Annotated in this window: 17 protein-coding genes; 9 read left to right on the forward strand and 8 right to left on the reverse strand. The window is 71.0% G+C overall.

The window, feature by feature from the left end:
- Positions 1–53: 53 nt before the first annotated feature.
- Complete coding sequence (locus EUA06_RS17540) at positions 54–1,997, reverse strand: M13 family metallopeptidase (protein ID WP_129478165.1); 1,944 nt, start codon at positions 1,995–1,997, stop codon at positions 54–56.
- Positions 1,998–2,185: 188 nt separating this feature from the next.
- On the opposite strand from EUA06_RS17540, the gene EUA06_RS17545 reads away from it, so the two are divergent.
- Complete coding sequence (locus EUA06_RS17545; RefSeq protein ID WP_129478167.1) at positions 2,186–3,589, forward strand: hypothetical protein; 1,404 nt, start codon at positions 2,186–2,188, stop codon at positions 3,587–3,589.
- 3 nt (positions 3,590–3,592) lie between these two features.
- Here EUA06_RS17545 and EUA06_RS17550 read toward each other — a convergent pair whose 3' ends face one another.
- The 5 genes from EUA06_RS17550 to EUA06_RS23315 all read right to left on the reverse strand — a co-directional run bounded on the left by EUA06_RS17550 (position 3,593) and on the right by EUA06_RS23315 (position 9,607).
- Positions 3,593–4,570 (reverse strand): NADPH:quinone oxidoreductase family protein, encoded by a 978-nt coding sequence (locus tag EUA06_RS17550; protein WP_129478169.1) that lies wholly within the window; start codon positions 4,568–4,570, stop codon positions 3,593–3,595.
- Positions 4,571–4,675: 105 nt separating this feature from the next.
- A complete protein-coding gene (locus tag EUA06_RS17555; protein WP_129478171.1) occupies positions 4,676–5,929 on the reverse strand; it encodes a M15 family metallopeptidase in 1,254 nt (417 codons plus the stop codon).
- Between the two features lie 9 nt (positions 5,930–5,938).
- On the reverse strand, positions 5,939–7,327 hold the full coding sequence (locus EUA06_RS17560) for an MFS transporter (RefSeq protein WP_129478173.1): 1,389 nt from the start codon (positions 7,325–7,327) through the stop codon (positions 5,939–5,941).
- 178 nt (positions 7,328–7,505) lie between these two features.
- Positions 7,506–8,066: a TetR/AcrR family transcriptional regulator gene (locus tag EUA06_RS17565; protein ID WP_129478175.1), complete on the reverse strand. Its 561-nt coding sequence runs from the start codon at positions 8,064–8,066 to the stop codon at positions 7,506–7,508.
- A 68-nt stretch (positions 8,067–8,134) separates the two neighbouring features.
- On the reverse strand, positions 8,135–9,607 hold the full coding sequence (locus EUA06_RS23315; protein ID WP_129478177.1) for a fatty acid desaturase: 1,473 nt from the start codon (positions 9,605–9,607) through the stop codon (positions 8,135–8,137).
- A gap of 177 nt (positions 9,608–9,784) precedes the next feature.
- Between EUA06_RS23315 and EUA06_RS17575 the strand changes: the two genes are divergently transcribed.
- Positions 9,785–11,449, forward strand: a complete 1,665-nt coding sequence (locus tag EUA06_RS17575) for an alkaline phosphatase family protein (RefSeq protein ID WP_129478179.1) — start codon at positions 9,785–9,787, stop codon at positions 11,447–11,449.
- A gap of 45 nt (positions 11,450–11,494) precedes the next feature.
- A complete protein-coding gene (gene ppgK, locus EUA06_RS17580) occupies positions 11,495–12,262 on the forward strand; it encodes a polyphosphate--glucose phosphotransferase (protein ID WP_129478181.1) in 768 nt (255 codons plus the stop codon).
- A 3-nt stretch (positions 12,263–12,265) separates the two neighbouring features.
- On the opposite strand, the gene EUA06_RS17585 is transcribed toward ppgK, so the two are convergent.
- Positions 12,266–12,724, reverse strand: a complete 459-nt coding sequence (locus EUA06_RS17585) for a MarR family winged helix-turn-helix transcriptional regulator (RefSeq protein WP_129478183.1) — start codon at positions 12,722–12,724, stop codon at positions 12,266–12,268.
- A gap of 88 nt (positions 12,725–12,812) precedes the next feature.
- Here EUA06_RS17585 and EUA06_RS17590 point away from each other — a divergent pair, with 88 nt between their 5' ends.
- Entirely contained in the window at positions 12,813–14,927 is a 2,115-nt protein-coding gene (locus tag EUA06_RS17590) for an MMPL family transporter (protein WP_129478185.1), read from the forward strand.
- Here the strand turns inward: EUA06_RS17590 and EUA06_RS17595 are convergent.
- Positions 14,924–16,303: an NAD-dependent malic enzyme gene (locus EUA06_RS17595; protein WP_129478187.1), complete on the reverse strand. Its 1,380-nt coding sequence runs from the start codon at positions 16,301–16,303 to the stop codon at positions 14,924–14,926. The genes EUA06_RS17590 and EUA06_RS17595 overlap by 4 nt on opposite strands.
- 72 nt (positions 16,304–16,375) lie before the next feature.
- Between EUA06_RS17595 and EUA06_RS17600 the strand changes: the two genes are divergently transcribed.
- The 5 genes from EUA06_RS17600 (at position 16,376) to EUA06_RS17620 (ending at position 19,497) form a co-directional block, all read left to right on the forward strand.
- Positions 16,376–16,654: a GNAT family N-acetyltransferase gene (locus EUA06_RS17600; protein ID WP_129478189.1), complete on the forward strand. Its 279-nt coding sequence runs from the start codon at positions 16,376–16,378 to the stop codon at positions 16,652–16,654.
- A gap of 94 nt (positions 16,655–16,748) precedes the next feature.
- Positions 16,749–17,324, forward strand: coding sequence for a potassium channel family protein (locus tag EUA06_RS17605; protein ID WP_207208409.1), 576 nt, complete (start codon positions 16,749–16,751; stop codon positions 17,322–17,324).
- Complete coding sequence (locus EUA06_RS17610; protein WP_242498218.1) at positions 17,321–17,710, forward strand: hypothetical protein; 390 nt, start codon at positions 17,321–17,323, stop codon at positions 17,708–17,710. Before EUA06_RS17605 ends, EUA06_RS17610 begins: the two co-directional genes overlap by 4 nt.
- 47 nt (positions 17,711–17,757) lie before the next feature.
- Positions 17,758–18,216, forward strand: coding sequence for a DUF350 domain-containing protein (locus tag EUA06_RS17615; RefSeq protein WP_129478193.1), 459 nt, complete (start codon positions 17,758–17,760; stop codon positions 18,214–18,216).
- An 18-nt stretch (positions 18,217–18,234) separates the two neighbouring features.
- The gene (locus EUA06_RS17620) at positions 18,235–19,497 is read left to right on the forward strand and encodes a glutathionylspermidine synthase family protein (protein ID WP_129478195.1); all 1,263 of its coding nucleotides are present in this window, start codon (positions 18,235–18,237) and stop codon (positions 19,495–19,497) included.
- Positions 19,498–19,575: the final 78 nt, after the last annotated feature.

Raw genomic sequence — 19,575 nt, forward strand, 5'->3', positions numbered from 1 at the left:
TCACGAGTTGGCGCGCCAACTGGTGAGTTGGCAGGACGCTCAGGACGCCCTGATCACCAGATCCGGACGCGACCCTCGGGCTCCAGCCAGAGGCCGTCGCCGGGCTGGGTGTCGAAGACCTCGTGGAACTCGTCGAGGTTGCGCACGATGTTGGCGCGGAACTCGGCCGGGCTGTGCGGGTCGATGGTGAGGTACTGGAGCTCCTGCTCCTTGCGGCGCTTGGTGCGCCACACGTGCGCCCAGTTGAGGAACAGGGTGCGCCGCTCGTCGATCGAGGCGTTGCCGTCCCGGCTGATGACGTAGGCCTTGTGGGCGATGGTCAGTCCGCCGAGGTCGCCGATGTTCTCGCCGACGGTGAGGCTGCCGTTGACGTGCTCGCCGGGCAGCGTGCGCGGCTCGAACTCGTCGTACTGCGCCACGAGTGCCTGCGACTTGGCCTCGAACGCCGTCTTGTCGGCGGCGGTCCACCAGTCGTGGAGGTTGCCGTCGCCGTCGTACTGCGCACCCTGGTCGTCGAAGCCGTGGCCGAGCTCGTGGCCGATGACGGCGCCGATGCCGCCGTAGTTCTCGGCCTCCTCGGCGTCGGGGCTGAAGAACGGCGGCTGGAGGATCGCGGCCGGGAAGCAGATCTCGTTGGTGCCCGGGTGGTAGTAGGCGTTGACGGTCTGCGGCAGCATCAGCCACTCGTCGCGGTCGACCGGCTGGCCGACCTTCTCGAGCTGGCGGTCGGTCTCGAACGCCGAGGCGGAGTTGACGTTGCCGAGGAGGTCGTCGGCGGAGACGGTCAGCGCGCTGTAGTCGCGGAACTCCGTCGGGTAGCCGATCTTGGGGTAGAAGCGGTCGAGCTTGTCGTACGCCTTCTGCTTGGTGTCCTCGCCCATCCAGTCGAGCGTCTCGATCGAGCGGCGGTAGGCCGTGACGAGGTTGGCGACCAGCTCGTCCATCATCTGCTTCGACGTCGGCGGGAAGTGGCGGGTGACGTAGACCTTGCCGACGGCCTCGCCGATCGCGCCCTCGACGAAGTCGACGCCGCGCTTCCAGCGGGCGCGCAGCTCAGGGGTGCCGTTGAGCGTGCGGCCGTAGAAGTCGAAGTTGGCCTGGACGAACTCGTCGGGCAGGTACGGCGCCGAGCTGCGCACGATGCGCAGGTGGAGCACGTCGCGCCAGGTCTCCATCGGCGTCTCCTCGAGCACCGCGGAGAGGTGCGAGAAGAAGTCGGGCTGCATCACGATCGTGGTGCGCAGCGTCTCCTCGGTGCCGCCGAGGGCGGTGACGTAGGTGACCCAGTCGAAGGCCGGGCACAGCTCGCGGAGCTCGTCGAGCGTCTTGTGGTTGGTGGTCTTCTGCACGTCGCGCGTCTCGGCGGCCTCCCAGTGGCCCTCGGCGACGCGGGTCTCGTACGCCAGCACGCGGGCGGCGGCGCCGGCCGGGTCGTCGTGGTGGCTGAGGGTGAGCAGCGTGGTCAGGTAGTCGACGTACTTCGAGCGGATCTCGGCGAACTTGTCGTCGCGGTAGTAGGACTCGTCGGGCAGGCCGAGCCCGCCCTGGGCGAGGTAGACGATGTTCTTCGAGGCGTCGCCGCGGTCGGGAGTGATGTAGGAGCCGAAGAGGCCGGGGCCGCCGATGCGCTCGAACATCCCGAGGAACGCGGCGAGCCCGGTGAGGTCCTCGAGCCGGCGGGCGCGGTCGAGGAGGCCCTCGATCGGCTGGAGGCCCTTCGCCTGGATCGTGTCGGTGTCCATGAAGGAGGCGTAGAGGTCGCCGATCTTGCGCTCGTCGGCGTCGAGCTGGTCGGCGGGCCGGTCGGCGAGCTCGGTGATGATGTCGCGCACCTGCTGCTCCGCGGCGTCGGCGAGCGCGATGAACGCGCCCCAGCTCGACTTGTCGGAGGGGATGTCGGTCTCCTCCAGCCACCGTCCGTTGACGTGGCCGAAGAGGTCGTCCTGGGGACGGATGTCGGGGTCCATGCCGTCGCGTGCTGAGTCGAGGATCGTCACGAGTGCGACCCTAACTCCGAGGTCCTACTGCGTCATCGGACGCATCCGCAAGGTTCGATGACCTCGCGGTACAGACCGGTCCAGACCACGTGCTGGCACCACTGACGGGGACCACCCGTATGGGTGAGTGTGGGGACCAGTCGGGCGCCTGCCGGGAGGGACGTCCGCCGAGCATCAGGGAGCCCACCATGCGCGCGACGACCAGGTCCATCACCGTCCTCGTCACCGTGGCGGTCACCGCCGCGCTGGCGGCACCGCCCGGCAGCGCACGCGACGCGGACCCACGCGTGACGGGTCGCGCCTGGACCGCGCTCGCCCCCGCCTCCACACCCAACTTCGCCCAGGCCAGCGCGGTGCGCACGGGCGACGGGCTCCAGCACATCGTGTGGGTCGTCGACGAGGCGGGCGGCGCCAACTACCTCCACACGACCATCGACGCCGCCGGCCGGCAAGGCACCGTGACCCGGGTCCTGCCGACCACGTGGGGTCAGCTGAGCACGCCCGTCGACCTCGAGGCCGACGCCGCGGGCGGGCTGCGGATGTCCTTCCGCGGCACCCCGGACGGTGACACCGCCAACTTCTTCACCTACCGCGGCGTCTACTCCGCCGTCTCGACCGACGGAGGTGCGACGTGGGTGGTGCCGCGCGAGGTGCTCGCGGTCACCGACGCCAGCGGCGGCGGGAGCACCTTCGTCCACCTGCCCGACGGCAGCATCCTCGGCGGGTTCGGCGACACCGGCGGGTTCCACTGGCACGTCGGCACCATCTCCGAGGCGGCGGAGCCGACCGCCGTCAACTCCGAGTTCACCGACCACGACGCCCTCGCGGCCTCGCTGGTCAGCACCGGCTCAGCGGTCTACGTGCTCTACCAGAGCATCCGCGGCGACGGGGTGTACGCCCGCCAGGTCTGGCCCTCGCTCGGCGCCGCGATCCGCGCACCCGGCGGCTTCACCAACCCCGGCCAGCCGATGGCCGTGGTCAACCGGCCGGGAGTCGGCCCGGTGGCGGCGTACCTGCTCGACGACGAGGTCGTGCTCTGGGACGTGCTCGCCAACCGGACCCGCCGCGTGCCGGGCATGCGTGGGGCGAGCGCGCCTGAGCTGGCCGTGCTGCCCGACGGTCACCTGTGGGTGTCCGCGGTCGGCCCGATCGGGTACGCGCCCCGCGCCTCGCGCGTGGCCGCACGCGGCTGGGCCGTCGACCGGCGACCGACCCTGCTGCCCGACATGGTCAACAGCTTCGGGATCTCGGTGTCCGCCTCGACGGCGCTGCGGGCCGAGATGCTCATGGTCGGCAACGACGACGGCGACTCGATTCAGCTCAACGCCCGGTCGGTCGCGGCCCAGATGGTGCTCAAGGCGACCCCGCGGCGGTGGCCGAGCGGCCGCACGCAGCGGGTCGTCTTCAAGGTCACTGACGTCGACGGTGGCGTCGCCCGGGCACGCGTGCGCGCGGGTGGGGAGCGCTGCACCACCAACCGTGCGGGCCGGTGCACGGTCCGGTTCACCGCCAGGCGGCCGGGCCGCGTGACCGCACGCGCCACGAAGGCCGGTTACGACGCAGCACAGGTGAGGCTCACCGTCCGGCGCTGAGCGTCACCGAACCCGTACGACCGACTTCCCGAGGGTGCGGCGCTCGTCCATGTCGACGAGCGCCCGCCCGAAGTCGGCGAGGTCGTAGGTCGCGCCGATCGGCGGCTTGATGACACCGGAGTCGATCATCGGGGCGAGCCGGTGCCACTGCTTCTGCATGTAGCCCGGCCGGGTCATGGCGTACGCGCCCCAGCCGACGCCGCGGACGTCGGTGTTGCCGAGCAGCAGGCGGTTGACCTTGACCTCGGGGATGCCCTGGCCGGCGGCGAAGCCGACCACGAGGATGCGGCCCTTCTCGGCGAGGCAGCGCAGCGAGTCGGTGAAGGCGTCGCCACCGACGACGTCGAGGACCACGTCGACACCCCTGCCCCCGGTCAGCTCCTTGACCGCGTCCTTGAAGTCGGGGCCGACGACGACGTCGTCGGCACCGGCGGCGCGGGCGAAGTCTGCCTTCTCCTGCGTGCTGACGACCGCGATCGTGCGGGCGCCCAGGCCCTTGGCGACCTGGAGCGTCGCCGTGCCGACCCCGCCGGCCGCGCCGTGGACGAGGACGGTCTCGCGGTCGCGCAGCCCGCCGCGCTCCTCGAGCGCGAACAGGGCGGTGAGGTAGTTCATCGGCAGCGCTGCGCCCTCGTCGTACGACATGGCGTCGGGGAGGGGGAAGGTGAAGACCACCGGGTTGGCGACCTGCTCGGCCGCGCCGCCGTGGAGGTTCACGCCGGCGACCCGCTGGCCGACGGTGAACCCGCTCGACTCCGCCGCGCCCGGGTCGAGGACGACGCCGGCGAAGTCGACGCCGAGGGTGAACGGCGGCTCGGGCTTGAACTGGTACTCCCCGCGGCTGAGCAGGAGGTCGGGGAACGAGATGCCGACGCTGTGCACCTCGACGAGCACGTCGTGCGCGGTCGGTGTGGGCTCGGGGACCTCGCGCACGTCGATGTCGGAGGGACCGGTGAGCGTGACGACCTGGACTGCCTTCATGGGGGCAGCCTACGGAGGCTGGAGTCACCGGATGTCCGGTGACCGCCACGCTTGTCAGGTGAGATCTCGGCCGACAACCGTAGGACTCGGGTGCTAAGTACGGCGTCAGCCGGCGCGCTTGATCTCCCTCAGCTCGAAGTGCATGGGGTCGGTGTAGCGCCAGTCGCCGCCCCAGGCGAAGCCCCACTTCTCGAAGATCGCCACCACTGCGCGGTTCATCTCGCCCACCGTGCCGCGACCGTTGCCGGGGACGTTGAGGTCGAGGGCGAGGCCGAAGGAGTGGTTGGACAGCGTCGTGGTGTTGGCGATGAAGCGCGGGTAGTAGCACCCGGCGTACTCGTCCGGGTTGATCTCCGCCGCCAGCCCGGTCTGCTGCACCTCGAGCAGCGCGTTGCGCAGCTGGGGGAACAGGTCCTTGTGGCAGGTGACGCTGCCGAGGATCGGCACCACCTCGGTGCGGATGTTGGCCGCGACCCACGACGACTCGGGGGCGATCCGACCACCGCCGATGACCCGGTAGCGGTAGGTGCCGACCACGGTGCCGATGCTGCCGCCGGTCGGGATCGCGGTGAGGGTGGCGTCGGGGTCGAGGCCGATCAGCGAGGCGATGTCGAGCATCTGGACCGACACGTCCTTGCCGACCAGCTTCTCCAGCGGCTTGCGGATGGTCGCCGGCGCGATGTTGTCGGTCGAGATCAGCAGGCCGTTGTCGGTGGCCATCTCGATGTCGTCGGCCCAGGCCGTGTTGACGACCATGTCGATGGTGGGGATCTGGGGGGTGTAGGCCCCGACGTGAAGGGTGGGTGCCGACTCCTCCGACCCGAGCCGGATCATCCCGGCCTTGTCGGCCAGTCGCTTGGCGACCTTCTGGTCGATCGCCATCTCGCCCCCGGCGACGCGGTCCCACGCCTCCTGGAAGTCGGCGACCTTGACCTCGGTGAAGTTGCGGTAGCCACCGGGGTCGACGGCCGCGACGGTGAGCACGCGGTTCTCCAGGCTGACCTGGCCGAGCCCGATCCGCTCGGTGTGCGCGACGCCCTTCATCTTCTCGATCTTCTTCACCAGCGCGTCGTCGAGGGGCTTGTCCCACTGCACGAGGATGTCGGCGCTCCACAGCCGGCCGTCGCGCTTTCCGGGTGGATCGACCGCGTGCTCGGGGTCGGCGACGGGCACCGCGTCCCTGGTCTCCTTGACCGGCTTCGGCTTCCCGGCCTTCGACGTCTCGCCGGCGGGCGTGGGGTCGGGCTCCGTGGCGCCGCCGTCACCGCTGCACGCGGTGAGCACGAGGGGCGAAAGGAGAAGGAGGGCAGCACTCGCCGCCACCGCTCCCCTCGACCTCGACCCCCGTCGTGCGCGCATGGGCAGAGCCTAGGCAGGCGTCTGGCGGATCCGGCTGGGAATCGCGAACCACGAGACCACACCGCCCACCACCAGGAGAGCGGCGCACACGATCATCGCCTGGCCGTAGGACGCGTCGAAGACCGCCGGGTCGCGGTAGTCGTCACCCGCCAGGCCGACCGCCATCGGCAGGGCCGCGACGGCGAGGAGGGAGCCGGCGCGCGCGACGGCGTTGTTGATGCCGCTGGCGATGCCGGTGACCTCGTCGGGCGCCGCCGCCAGCACCGTCGCCGTCAGGGGCGCGACCATCAGCGCGAGGCCGAGGCCGAAGACGGTGAGCCCGGGCAGGACGTCGCGCCACCACACGACGTCGGGACCGACCGCCAGCAGCCAGATCGTCCCGCCAGCCATCACGATCGGGCCGAACGTCATCGGGATCCGCGGGCCGATCCGCTCGCTCAGGGCGCCGCCGCGCGCGGCGAGGAACAGCATGCAGACCGTGATGGGGAGGGTGGAGAGCCCTGCCTCGAGGGCGTTGTAGTCACCGACCGTCTGGAGCTGCAGGACCAGGAAGAAGAGGATCGCGCCGAGCGCGGCGTAGACGAGCAGCGTCATCGCGTTGGCCGCACTGAAGGTGCGGTCGGCGAAGAGACCGAGCGGCACCATCGGCTCGCGGGTGCGGCGCTCGACGACGACGAACGCCACGGCGGCCACGACCCCGATGCCGGCCGCCCACCACGTCGCGCTCCCGCCCGCGTCGGTCAGCGCCCACGTGGTCCCGGCGAGCGCGACCGAGGCCAGCGCGGCGCCGCTGATGTCGAAGCGACTGTGCGCGCGGGGGTCCCGGGTCTCCGGGACCCACGTCTGCGCGAGCCGCACGGTGAGCACGGCGAGCGGGAGGTTGATGAGGAAGATCCAGCGCCACGAGGCGTGGTCGACGAGCAGGCCGCCGACCAGCGGACCGAGCGCCGCGGCGATCCCGCCCAGGCCGGACCACGCACCGATCGCGCGGCTGCGGTCCTCGGCGCGGAAGGCGCCCTGGATCATCGCCAGGCTGCCCGGCGTCAGCAGCGCGCCACCGATGCCCTGCAGCACCCGCGCCACGATCAGCACCTCGGCGTTGGGCGCGACACCGCAGAGCAGCGAGGCCAGGGCGAACCAGATCGTGCCGATGACGAAGACCCGCCGCCGGCCGAGCCGGTCACCGAGCGAGCCGCCGAGGAGGATCAGCGAGGCCAGCGAGAGGAAGTAGCCGTTGGTGATCCACTGCAGCTGCTCCAGCGAGGCCCCGAGGTCGTCGCCCATCGTCCGCAGCGCGACGTTGACGACCGTGCCGTCGAGCAGCGTCAGCCCCGACCCGAGGGTCGCGGCGGCGACGATCCCCCGCGCGGTCGGCGTACCCCACTCGACTCCGCTCACGAGCCGAGCCTAGGGCGTGTCTCTCAGCTCTCGGCCGTCGCGAGCGTCGTCCTGCGGAGTGCCTCGCAAGGCGGAGGAGGGAGGCGATGCGCCAGCATCGACGACTGACGACAACGCAGCGAGGTGCCCGCAGGGCGGCGCGCAGCAGGCCATGGAGCTGAGAGACACGCCCTAGGGCTCAACCGCCGAGGACGCGGCCCGCGAGCCAGGCGATGTCGGCGCCGGTCTCCTCGGGCGACGACGAGGGCTGCATGACGTGGCTCAGCACCACCCGGACGACCATGTCGATCGCGGGGTCGAGGTGGGCGGGGTCGATGCCGGGGCTGTAGGGCGCGACGCGGGCGCGCACGACGTCCTTGGCCACCTCGAGCAGCGAGCCGGCGTTGGTGGTCAGCAGCGGGAGCAGCTCGGTGTCGGCACCGTGGGTGGCGCTGACCACGGCGTGGAGCAGGGTGTTGGCGCGGGCGTAGGTCAGCACGTCGCGCACCGACCGCCCGATCGCGCGGGTGAGGTCGTCGGGCTCGGCGTCGAAGGCCTGCTCCACGATCCCGAGGAAGCGGGCGAGCTCCCCGAGCACCATCGCCTCGGCGAGCGCCGGCTTGGACCCGACCTCGTTGTAGACGGTCTGGCGGCTGACACCGACCGCCTCGGCCAGCCGCGCCATGGTGACCGAGGCCCAGCCCGACGAGGTGATCATCTCGACGGCTGCCGCGACGATGCGGTCGCGGGTGGAGGCCATGGCCGCGAGTCTAGGCAGCAGCCGCGGCACCCGCCCCGGTGCGTACGCCGCTCGCTGCAGCAGGGTGCTCAGGCGACCGACCGCTCGGGCTCGACCGGCACGAAGTCGACCTTCTCGCGCACGCCGCAGTCGGGACAGCACCAGTCGGCGGGGATGTCGGCCCAGGCGGTGCCGGCCGCGAAGCCCTCGTGCTCGTCGCCGGCGGCCACCTCGTAGACGTACTCGCAGCTGGGGCACCGGGCGGCCAGCACCTCGGCGACCGCACCCGGCAGCACCTCGGCGGTGACCCGGGCCGCCTCGGCCCGCTCGGCGTGGCCGACGGCGTCGTAGCGGCGGAGGTAGAGCTCACGCTTGCGCGGGCTGATGTTGGCGAGCGTCACGTCGCCGCCGAAGTGGTCGACGACGCGCTGGTCCATCACCCGGCGCCAGATCGCGGGGACGATCGCGAGCACGATCATGCCGGCGTAGCCGGTCGGCAGGACCGGGCTCTCCTCGAAGTCGCGCAGCGTCTGGTAGCGCCGGGTCGGGTTCGCGTGGTGGTCGCTGTGGCGCTGCAGGTGGTAGAGCAGGACATTGGTCGCGATGTTGTTGGAGTTCCAGCTGTGGCCGGGCAGCACCCGCTCGTAGCGCTGGCGGTCGCCCTCGCCGACCTTCTGGCGCAGCATCCCGTAGTGCTCCATGTAGTTGACGACCTCGAGGAGCGAGAAGCCGACGACGGCCTGGATGACGAGGTACGGCGCCACCTCGAGGCCGAACGCCGCGACCACGGCGACCCAGAGGGCGATCGACATCAGCCACGCGTTGAGCACGTCGTTGTCGAGGCGCCACGGGCTCTGCTTGCGGCGCGCGAGCCGACGCTTCTCCAGCCGCCAGGCGGACTTCAGGGAGCCGCCGACCGTGCGCGGCCAGAACTGGTAGAAGTTCTCGCCGAGACGCGAGCTGGCCGGGTCCTCCGGGGTCGCGACCCGGACGTGGTGGCCGCGGTTGTGCTCGATGTAGAAGTGGCCGTAGAAGACCTGGGCCAGCGCGATCTTGGAGAGCCAGCGCTCGTTGGCCTCCTTCTTGTGGCCGAGCTCGTGGGCGGTGTTGATGCCGATGCCGCCGATGCAGCCGATCGAGATCGCGAGCCCGATCTTGTCGATCGTGGTCAGCGGCGCGTCGGCCAGCACCCTGAAGACGTCCCACCCGCCGACGACGGCCATCGCGCCGAGGAAGCCGACGTACTGGATCGGCAGGAAGAGGTAGGTGATCCAGCGGTAGTAGCGGTCCTCCTCGAGCGCCTCGATCACGTCGTCCGGGGGGTTCGAGCGGTCGAGCCCGGCGATCAGGTCGATCGCCGGGACGACGCCGAGGATCACGATCGGGCCGATCCAGAAGAAGACGCTCCAGCCGGTGGCGACGTAGCCCCCGAAGGCGACGAACGCGAGGCTCGGCACGACGAGGCCGATCAGCCACAGGTAGCGCTTCTGGTCCTTCCAGAGCTCGGTCGTGCCCTCGGGCACCGTGCCGCTGGGGGCGAGTCGGGTGGGGTAGCCAGGCATCTTCTGACCTCCTGCATCGGGTTTACAAGACCATACGATCTGTAAACCGTCTTGACAAGAGCCTGCCTTTTGTCAACCGCTGCGCCGTGACTAGACGGCCCTATCCGGGGTCGCCGACGAGGACTACCGTGCCGAGATCGGCAGCGGCCTCTGGACCGCGCTACCCCAGGAGTGCCCATGGCCCGTCGACGTCTGCTCGTCTCCCTGACCGCCGCCGCCGTGGTGGCCTCGATCGCCGCCGCCGGGTCGCCGGGCGCCGCGGCGAAGCCGAAGGCGAGCCCGCCCGACAAGGTCGTGATCATCGTCGTCGACGCGCTCAGCAAGGAGATCGTCGAGAAGTACGACATGAAGAACGTCGAGTATCTGATGGCGCAGGGCGTCGACACCCCGAACGGCTATCTCGGCCACACCGGCTCGGTCACCGTCGCCACCCACAACGTCCTCACCACCGGCATGCAGCCCAGGAACATGGGGTGGACCAACGAGGGCTACCGCGACGTCCGCGGGCTCATCGGTCCCGCCGGCGGCCTCTACATCACCAGCAACTTCGGCGCCGCGGAGATGGCGCCGCTCCAGCGGGCCGCCGGCGCCCCGCACCTCTCGGACTACCTCGACGACACGGGCAAGGTCTTCACGGTGAGCCCCAAGGGATACGCCGCCTACGGCCTCAGTGGGCCGGGATCGGCGAACACCTCGGTCATCACCTTCGCCAGCAAGACGTGTCCGGTCCCCGGCAGCACCACCGGCGCCACCCAGCGGCGCCGCGCGCCCACCGGCATCAACGTCCCCGCCTACATCTCCGCTGAGTGCGGCTCGCGCTACGTCGTGGCCCGCGACACGATCTACGACACCGGCCAACTGCCTGCCTCGCTCTACCCCGCCACCGACGACCGGTACGTCGTCGGAAACGACCCCGCCCACCAGGGCGGCGACGTCTGGGCCACCGACGCGGTGCTCGACATCATGGGCCACGAGAAGGACGCCTGGAGCGGCATCTTCGTGAGCCTGCCCGGCGTCGACAAGGCGGCCCACATGTGGGGCGGCATCAACGACCCGGAAGACGCCACGCCCGGCTACGACCCGATGACGCACATGGAGTACGCCACGGCGACCGCCGACGCCCAGGTCGGCCGCATCATGCGCGCGCTCAAGGACAGCGGCGAGCTCGACAGCACCCTCGTCGTGCTGACCGCCGACCACGGCTCGGTCGCCGCGGACGAGGGCCACTTCCACGGCACCCTCGGCGCCGGGAACGACTACGGCTACTACAACTGGTACTACGGCGACCCGCTCAACGACGTCTTCTACGACAAGCCGCAGCCCTCGCTGCAACCCCTGGTCGCCACGGGCAACCTCGGACTCTCCTACAGCGACTCCTCGCTCAACGTCTGGCTCACCGACCAGTCACCCGCCAAGGTCGCCGAGGCGGCGGCGATCATGGAGGACATGCCCGACGTCACCGCGGTGTGGCGGCGCGACGGCGACCACTTCACCCGGATCACGCCGGTGCGCCACGACCGGATGGGCACGGCCGAGCGGGCGTGGTTCGACGCCAAGGCGCAGGAGCTCGTCGACACCCAGGCCGCCGACCACGGCCCCGACCTGATCGCGACGCTGCCGGACGACACGACGTACTCGGTCCTCGGCGACCACGGCGGCATCCAGCGCACGTCGCAGCAGATCCCGATCGTCTTCGCGGGGTCCTACCTCTCCCACCGCGACCTCGACGCGGAGGTGACCTCGATCGACATCATGCCGACGATCCTGGAGGCGATGGGGATCGCGCCGACCTTCACGATGGACGGCACCGCCTACCCGCTCCCCTACAAGAACAAGCAGTGAGCACGCGCCGCGAGATGCCCTGAGGTTTGCCCTAGGGTTTGCCCCATGGAGCACCCCATGGAGCACCCCATCGGCATCGACTTCGGCGGCACCGGCATCAAGGGCGCGCCCGTGGATCTCGAGCGCGGCGACTTCGCTCAGGACCGGGTGCGCATCGACACCCCGAAGCCGGCCGACCCGCAGTCCGTCGCCGCCGTCTTCCAGCAGATCGTCGACAGCTTCCCCTCGTCCACGACCCCGGTCGGTGTGACCGTGCCCGGCATCGTCCAGCGCGGCGTGGTGCTCTCCGCCGCCAACATCGACAAGGCGTGGATCGGCGAGGACGCCGACGCGATCTTCACCGAGGCGCTCGGGCGCGAGGTCCACGTCGTCAACGACGCCGACGCCGCCGGCCTGGCGGAGTCGGAGTACGGCGCCGCCAAGGGCCGCACGGGGCTCGTCATGGTGATCACCCTGGGCACCGGCATCGGCTCGGCGATGATCTACAACGGCGTGCTCGTGCCCAACTCCGAGATGGGCCACCTCGAGCTCGACGGCGTGCTCGCCGAGTCCCGCGCCGCGACCAGCGCCCGCGAGCGCGAGGGCCTCAGCTGGGCGGACTGGTCGGAGCGCCTGACCGCCTACTTCCGCCACCTTGAGCGCCTCTTCACCCCCGACCTCTTCGTCGTCGGCGGCGGCGTGAGCAAGTCGTGGGAGAAGTTCGGCCACCTCATCGAGATCGACACCGAGATCATCCCGGCCAGGCTGGAGAACCGCGCCGGCATCGTCGGCGCCGCCCTCGTCGCCCACCGCAAGGCCGGCCAGGACGACTGAGCCCTACGGCTCCAGCACCCGCTCGAACGCCGCGATCGCGCCGCGCAGGTAGCGCTCGACGACCTCGCGTTCCTCGGCGGTGAAGCCGCGGTCGAGCTGGTCGAGCGCGACGAACATGGGCAGCAGGTGGCCCACCACCTCGCCCCGGCCCGACTCGGTGAGCACGAGCTCCGTACGGCGCCGGTCGGCCTCGTGCGGACGACGCTCGACGTGGCCGCGTGAGACGAGGCGGTCCACGATGCCTGTGGCCGCGGCGGTGGACACCTCCAGGCGGCGCGCCACCTCGGCCGGCCCGATCTGCTCGCGCGCGAGGTGCTCGAGCGTCACCAGCTCGGTGTCGCTGATCCCGGCCCGCCGGGCGACGACGTGGTTGACCCGCGCGCCGGTCGTGACCAGCTCGCGCAGCGCCTCGAGGCTGCCGGACTGGTCCCAGCCCTGCTCGGGCTCCCCCGGTCGAGTCACGGCGTTCCTCTCGTCTTGCGTGTCGCGTTCATAATGGCTAACTTACTTAGCAATCTACTCGGTTAGCCACTACAGCCTAGGAACTCACGTGCCCGGTCACCAGCCCCCCGCTCCTGCCCGCTTCGTGTCCGGACGTCGTACGGCATGGCTCGTGGCCCTCGTGCCCATCCTCCTCGCCCTGGCGGTCATCGCCCTGGTGCCGGAGGGCGAGCGGGAGAACAGCGCCCTCGACACCCTGCCCGCGGGCGCCGACAGCACCTTCGCCGTCGAGCTCGCCGAGCAGCTCCCGGAGGACGACGGCCAGGTCGCGATCGTGCTCTGGACGGCCGCGTCCGGGGAGATCGACCAGGCCGCCCAGGAGGACCTCACCGCCCAGGCGGTCGAGCTGCTCTCCACTGCTGGTGGCGAGGGCGGCCAGCCCGGAGGCGGGCGGCCCGGAAGCGAGCCGGGCCAGGGCGGAGGCCCCGGTGGCGGGCAGGCCGGCCCGGTCGTGGTGTCGGAGGACCGCACCGCGGCCTTCGCCGCGATCCCGGTGACCTCCACGTCCGCGACGGACAACATCGACAAGGTCGAGGACCTGCGCGACCAGCTGCGTGACGACGCCCCCGACGGCCTCGACGTCCAGGTCACCGGGCCCGCGGGCATCCAGGCCGACCTCGGCAAGGTCTTCGACGGCGCCAACTTCCGCCTGCTGCTCTCGACCGCCGGCGTGGTCGCCCTGCTGCTGATCATCACCTACCGCAGCCCCGTCCTGTGGCTGGTTCCGCTGGCCGTCGTCGGCATCGCCGACCGCCTGTCCGCCATCGTCGCGACCAACGTCCTGCAGGTCACGGGCGTGGCCTGGGACGAGTCCACCATCGGCATCCTCAGCGTGCTGGTCTTCGGTGCCGGCACCGACTACGCCCTGCTCCTGATCTCGCGCTACCGCGACGAGCTGAAGAAGGAGGAGTCGCGTCACGTCGCCATGGCGCGCGCGGTCTCCCGCACCGCGGAGGCGGTCGCCTCGAGCTCGATCACCGTGGTGCTCGGCCTGCTGACGCTGCTCCTGTCGGCGATCCCGACGACCCGCGGGCTCGGCCTCGCATGTGCGGTCGGCGTCGTGATCGCCGCGACGTTCGCGCTGGTCGTCCTCCCCGCCGCCCTCGTGCTGTTCGGCCGCTGGGTGTTCTGGCCCAAGGTCCCCCACGTCGGCGACACCGTCCTGGTCGACTCCGACTCCTCGCTCTGGCACCGCGTCGGCGACGCCGTGGCTCGACGGCCGCGCACCTTCGTCGTCGGCACCGTGCTCGCCCTGGCCGTGCTCGCCAGCGGCACGTTGAGCATCACCACCGGGCTCGACCCGGCCGACCAGTTCCTCCAGAAGCCCGAGGCGATCTCGGCCGCCGAGCGCCTCGGCGAGTCCTTCCCGGCCGGCACGAGCGACCCGGTGCAGGTCGTCACCCGCGACGATCCCGAGCAGGTGCTGACGGCCGTCGAAGGTGTGGACGGCGTCGACTCGGCCCGGATCACGACGAGCGGTGACGGCATCGCCCGCATCGACGCCGTACCGGATGCCGACCCCGGCAGCGACGCGGCACAAGCGATCGTGGTCGACGTCCGCTCTGCCGTCGCCGACTTCAGCGACACCCACGTCGGCGGTGGTGACGCCGAGGCGCTCGACGCCAAGGACTTCGCCGCCAGCGACCGGTTGCTCATCCTGCCGCTGATCCTGCTGCTGGTCCTGGGCGCGCTGCTCCTGCTGCTGCGCTCCATCGTGGCGCCACTGCTGCTGGTGGCCACCGTCGTCGCGACGTACGCCGCCAGCATGGGCGCCTCGTGGTGGCTCTTCCAGGGCGTCTTCGGCTTCGAGGCGATGGACACCGGGGTGCCGCTGCTGGCGTTCCTCTTCCTCGTCGCGCTCGGCGTCGACTACAACATCTTCCTCGTCACCCGGGCCCGCGAGGAGGCGCGCGAGCACGGCACCCGGAAGGGGATGCTGCGCGCGCTGACCGCCACCGGCGGCGTGATCACCAGCGCCGGCATCCTGCTGGCCGCGGTGTTCGCCGTCCTCGGTGTGCTGCCGCTCGTGGTGCTCGCCCAGCTCGGGGCGATCATCTTCGTCGGCGTGCTGCTCGACACCCTCGTCGTACGCACGGTGCTGGTGCCGGCGCTCGCGCTGACCCTCGGCGAGAAGTTCTGGTGGCCCCGGAAGGTGACGGGCTAGCTCTCCCGGCCGCTGATCGCGGACGCCACGCGCTTGGTCACGTCGGGGTGGAAGACGCTCGGGATGATGAACGCCGGGTGGAGCTCCTCGGCGCTGACCGTGTCGGCGATCGCCTTGGCCGCGCGGAGCAGCATGTCGATGGTGACGTCCTCGGCGCCGGCGTCGAGCAGGCCGCGGAAGACGCCGGGGAAGGCCAGCACGTTGTTGATCTGGTTGGGGTAGTCGGAGCGACCCGACGCGACGACGGCGGCGTACTTGCCGGCGAGGGCCGGGTCGACCTCCGGGTCGGGGTTGGCCAGCGCGAAGACGACCGGCTTGGGTGCCATCGTCGGGATCCACTCGGCGTCGAGGATGTTGGGCGCGGAGACGCCCACGAACACGTCGGCGTCGACGAGCACCTCCTGCAGCGAGCCCGTCGCGCGGCGCGGGTTGGTGGCGGCGGCCAGCTCGGTGTGCGCGCTCGAGAGCGAGGAGTCGTCGGCGGACAGCGCGCCCACGCGGTCGACGACCACGACGTCCTTCGCCCCGGCGGCGAGCAGCAGCGTGACGATCGCCGTGCCGGCGGCGCCCGCCCCGGACACCACGATCCGCACCGAAGCGAGCTCCTTGTCGACGCAGCGCAGCGCGTTGGTCAGCGCGGCGAGCACCACGATCGCGGTGCCGTGCTGGTCGTCGTGGAAGACCGGGATGTCGAGCGACTCGCGCAGCCGGCGCTCGATCTCGAAGCAGCGCGGGGCGGCGATGTCCTCGAGGTTGATGCCGCCGAAGCCCGGGGCGATCATCTCGACCGCGCGCACGATCTCGTCTGTGTCCTGCGTCGCCAGGCAGATCGGCCACGCGTCGATGTCGGCGAACCGCTTGAACAGCGCGGCCTTGCCCTCCATCACCGGCAGCGCGGCACCGGGGCCGATGTTGCCGAGGCCGAGCACGGCGGAGCCGTCGGTGACGACGGCAACCGAGTTGCCCTTGATGGTGAGCTTGCGGACGTCCTCGGGGTTCTCGTAGATCGCCATCGACACCCGCCCGACGCCGGGCGTGTAGGCCATCGACAGGTCGTCGCGGGTGCGCAGCGGCACCTTGGACTGCACCGAGATCTTGCCGCCGAGGTGCAGCAGGAAGGTGCGGTCGCTGACCTTGTGCACCGTCACGCCCTCGACGCCGGCGACCGCGGCGACGAGCTCCTCGGAGTGCGAGGCGTCGGACGCCGAGCAGGTCACGTCGACCACGAGCCGGTCGTGGCGCGACTCCGTCACGTCGATCGCGGTCACCACACCACCCGACGCGGCGATCTGGGTCGCGACGGCGCCGACGACGCCGTGGTCGGGCGCGGTGTACAGCCGCATGGTGATCGAGTACGACGACGCAGTGGCTGCCATGTCGTGCACCCTCCCGCCCCGCCGGGGTTACGCACAAGTCACCTCGTGGTTCGGGGGGCCTAGGCTCGGGTTGTGGACATAGTGTTCGTCGACTCCCCCGACCACCACCGCTACGAGCTGCGCGCCGGCGACGAGGTGGTCGGCTTCCTCGTCTACCGGCTCGGCGACGACGTGATCACGCTCGTGCACACCGAGGTCGACCCCGCGCACAGCGGCCAGGGCCACGCGGCGACGCTCGCCCGCGGCGCGCTCGACGACGCCCGGTCGCGCGGGTTCGCGGTCGTGCCGTCGTGCCCCTACGTGGCGTCGTACATCGAGAAGCACCAGGAGTACGCCGACCTGGTGCGCTGAGCGCCTGCCCGACGCGTTTGGCGGGGCTCCCGGAGGGAAGCCCTATAGTCGCCGCGACAGCGCGGGGGGATCCGGGGGGTGCGCAATGGGTGAGGTGGCGTCTGACGTGGACAGCGAGGTCGACGAGGCGGAGAGGGCCGTCGCGCGGCGCATCGGCTTCGTGACGCGACCGGTCCGCGGGCTGGTCAACGCCCCGCACCTGCTGGTGCTCGTGGTCCTCGGGATCTGGGTGTCCTGCTCGCTCGCCTACGCCGTGCTCGAGGACAAGGGCCCGATCGAGGGACTCTGGTGGGGCATCGTCACCGGCTCGACCGTGGGCTACGGCGACTTCTACCCCTCCTCCACCGCCGGCCGCGCGATCGGCGCGGTCCTCATCGTCTCGATGCTCGTGCTGGTGCCGATCGCGATCGGCCACGTGATCGCCAACCTCGTCTTCGACAAGGAGTCGCTGGCCGTGGCGGCGGTCCTCGAGGACGTCCACGAGCGGATCAGCCGGCTCGAGCACCTGACCCTCGCCTCCCTGGAGGCGCAGCACGGCCGGGAGTGGCTCGAGCGCCGGCTCGCCGAGCACGAGGCCGCGGATGCGGCCACCACCGACGTCGCCGAGCAGATGCTCGCGATGTTCGCCCAGAAGAACGACCCACAGGACCTTCCCGGAGCCGCTTCATGACCACCACTGCCCGCCGCCGCATGCGGTCCACCAGCATCTCGCTGGGCATCACCGCGCTCATGGCCTCCAGCCTCACCGGCTGCTCGTCCAGCGCCGACTACGCCGCCGTGTGCGTGGACCCGCAGACCGAGGAGCGGGTCGACGACGACCAGTGCGACGACGACTCCGACTACAACGGCACCGGCACCGGGTTCTTCTGGTACTACCTCGCCGCGCGGTCGGTGGTGCCCGGCGTCGGCTCGACCGTCACCGGCGGGACCTACCGCGGCAGCACGCTCAACGGTTCCGTCCAGCGTGGCGGACTGCCCACCACCGGCGGGTCGACCGTCAAGTCCAGCACGACCAAGGGCGGGTTCGGCGGCAGCGGCCGCAGCTTCGGCGGCTGAGCCCGCCACCCCGTACGCCCCTCCCATCCCTGCCCCCAGGAGACCTCGTGACCGACCTGCTCAACGCCCTCTTCCACGCCGTGGCCTACGCCCTCGTCGGCGGAGCGATGCTCGTCGCCGCCTACTACGTGCTCGACCTCGCGACGCCGGGCCACCTCGGCACCCACCTGCGCGGCGTCGACGAGAACGGCATGGAGTCCGTCCACGCCCACTCGCGCTCCGCCGGCGTCGTCACGTCGGCCTGGCTGTTGTCCAACGCCGCGGTGCTGTTCACCGCGATCTGGACCAACGGGGAGACGTCGCTCGGCTGGGCGCTCGGCTGGACCGTCGCCTTCGGCGTGGTCGGCATCGTCCTCAACACGATCATGTTCTTCGCCATCGAGGCCATCACGCCCGGAAGCCTGCGCACGATCGTGACCGAGCCCGGACCGGTGCGTCCGCTCGCCTACGTCGCCGCCTCCGTGGCCGTCTCGGTCGGCGCCATCGTGTGCGCCAGCATCGCCTGAGCGGGCGGGACACCCACCATGTGGCGGCACCGGTCGCGGGCGCGCGAGGGCTGGCGCGAGCGCGTCGTCGAGCAGGGCCTGGTCTTCCCCACCACGAAGATGCCGGACGGCTCCGAGCTGCCCTACTGGAACGAGGACGCCTGGTACGAGGTGACCATGGAGGAGGTCGACGCCCTCGAGGTCGCCACCGAGGAGCTGTGGGCGATGTGCCTGCAGGCGGTGACCCACATGGCCACGACGATGACCGACGAGCGGCTCGGCCTGCCTGCGGGCTCGATCGACGTCGTACGCCGCTCGATCGAGGCCGGTGACCCGGCGCTCTACGCGCGCTTCGACCTGGCCTACGGCGCCGACGGCGCGATCAAGATGCTCGAGATCAACGGCGACACCCCCACCGGACTCGTGGAGACCGGCGTCATCCAGTGGAAGTGGATGGAGGACGTGATGCCGGAGATGGACCAGTGGAACTCGGTCCACGACCGGTTGGTCGAGACCTGGCGCACGCTGCGCCGCTCCGGGCACTTCGACGGCGACCGGATGCACTTCCTCTACGACCTGGGCGAGGAGGACTCCTACGACGGCGGCGAGATGGAGATGACCGTCCACTACCTGATGGACACCGCCGTGCAGGCCGGCTGGCTCGCGCTCGCCCACCCGATGGCCGAGGTCGGCTGGAACCCCGACGACCGTGAGTACCGCGACGTGCACGACGAGCCGGTCCGCAACGCGTTCAAGCTCTACGCGTGGGAGGCGATGCTCGCCGAGCCCTTCGGCCGGATGATCGTCGACCGGGCCGAGGCGAGGCCGGTCAGGTGGGTGGAGCCCGCGTGGAAGGCGCTGCTCAGCACCAAGGCGCTCCTGCCGGTCCTGTGGGAGCTCTTCCCGCGCCACCGTCTCCTGCTGCCGGCGTACTTCGACGAGCCGCGCGACCTCGAGCGCTGGGTCGCCAAGCCCCTCCACGGGCGCGAGGGCGACAACATCCGCATCCACCTCGACGACATGATCGAGGACGTCGTGATGCCGGGCGGCTACGGAGAGGAGGGCTGGGTCTACCAGGCCTACACCGACCTGCCGAGCTTCGAGGGCAACCGTGTCGTGCTCGGCTCGTGGATCGTCGGCGGCGAGGCCGCCGGCATGCTGGTCCGCGAGTCCGACGGGATGGTCACCGACTACTTCTCCCGCGTCGCGCCGCACGTCATCTCCGACGGGTTGGCGCCGACCGAGGCGCAGGTCGCCCAGTGGCTGGCGGAGCGGGTCGGCCCGGACGCGCCGACGCTCTAGCTGTTCTGACCACGGACGTTAGGTACGGCGTTTCTGCTTGGCGATGACGAAGACCTCCGAGTGAGGTGTGGAGCTACC

It is taken from the genome of Nocardioides glacieisoli (assembly GCF_004137245.1).
In the GTDB taxonomy this organism is placed as follows: domain Bacteria; phylum Actinomycetota; class Actinomycetes; order Propionibacteriales; family Nocardioidaceae; genus Nocardioides; species Nocardioides glacieisoli.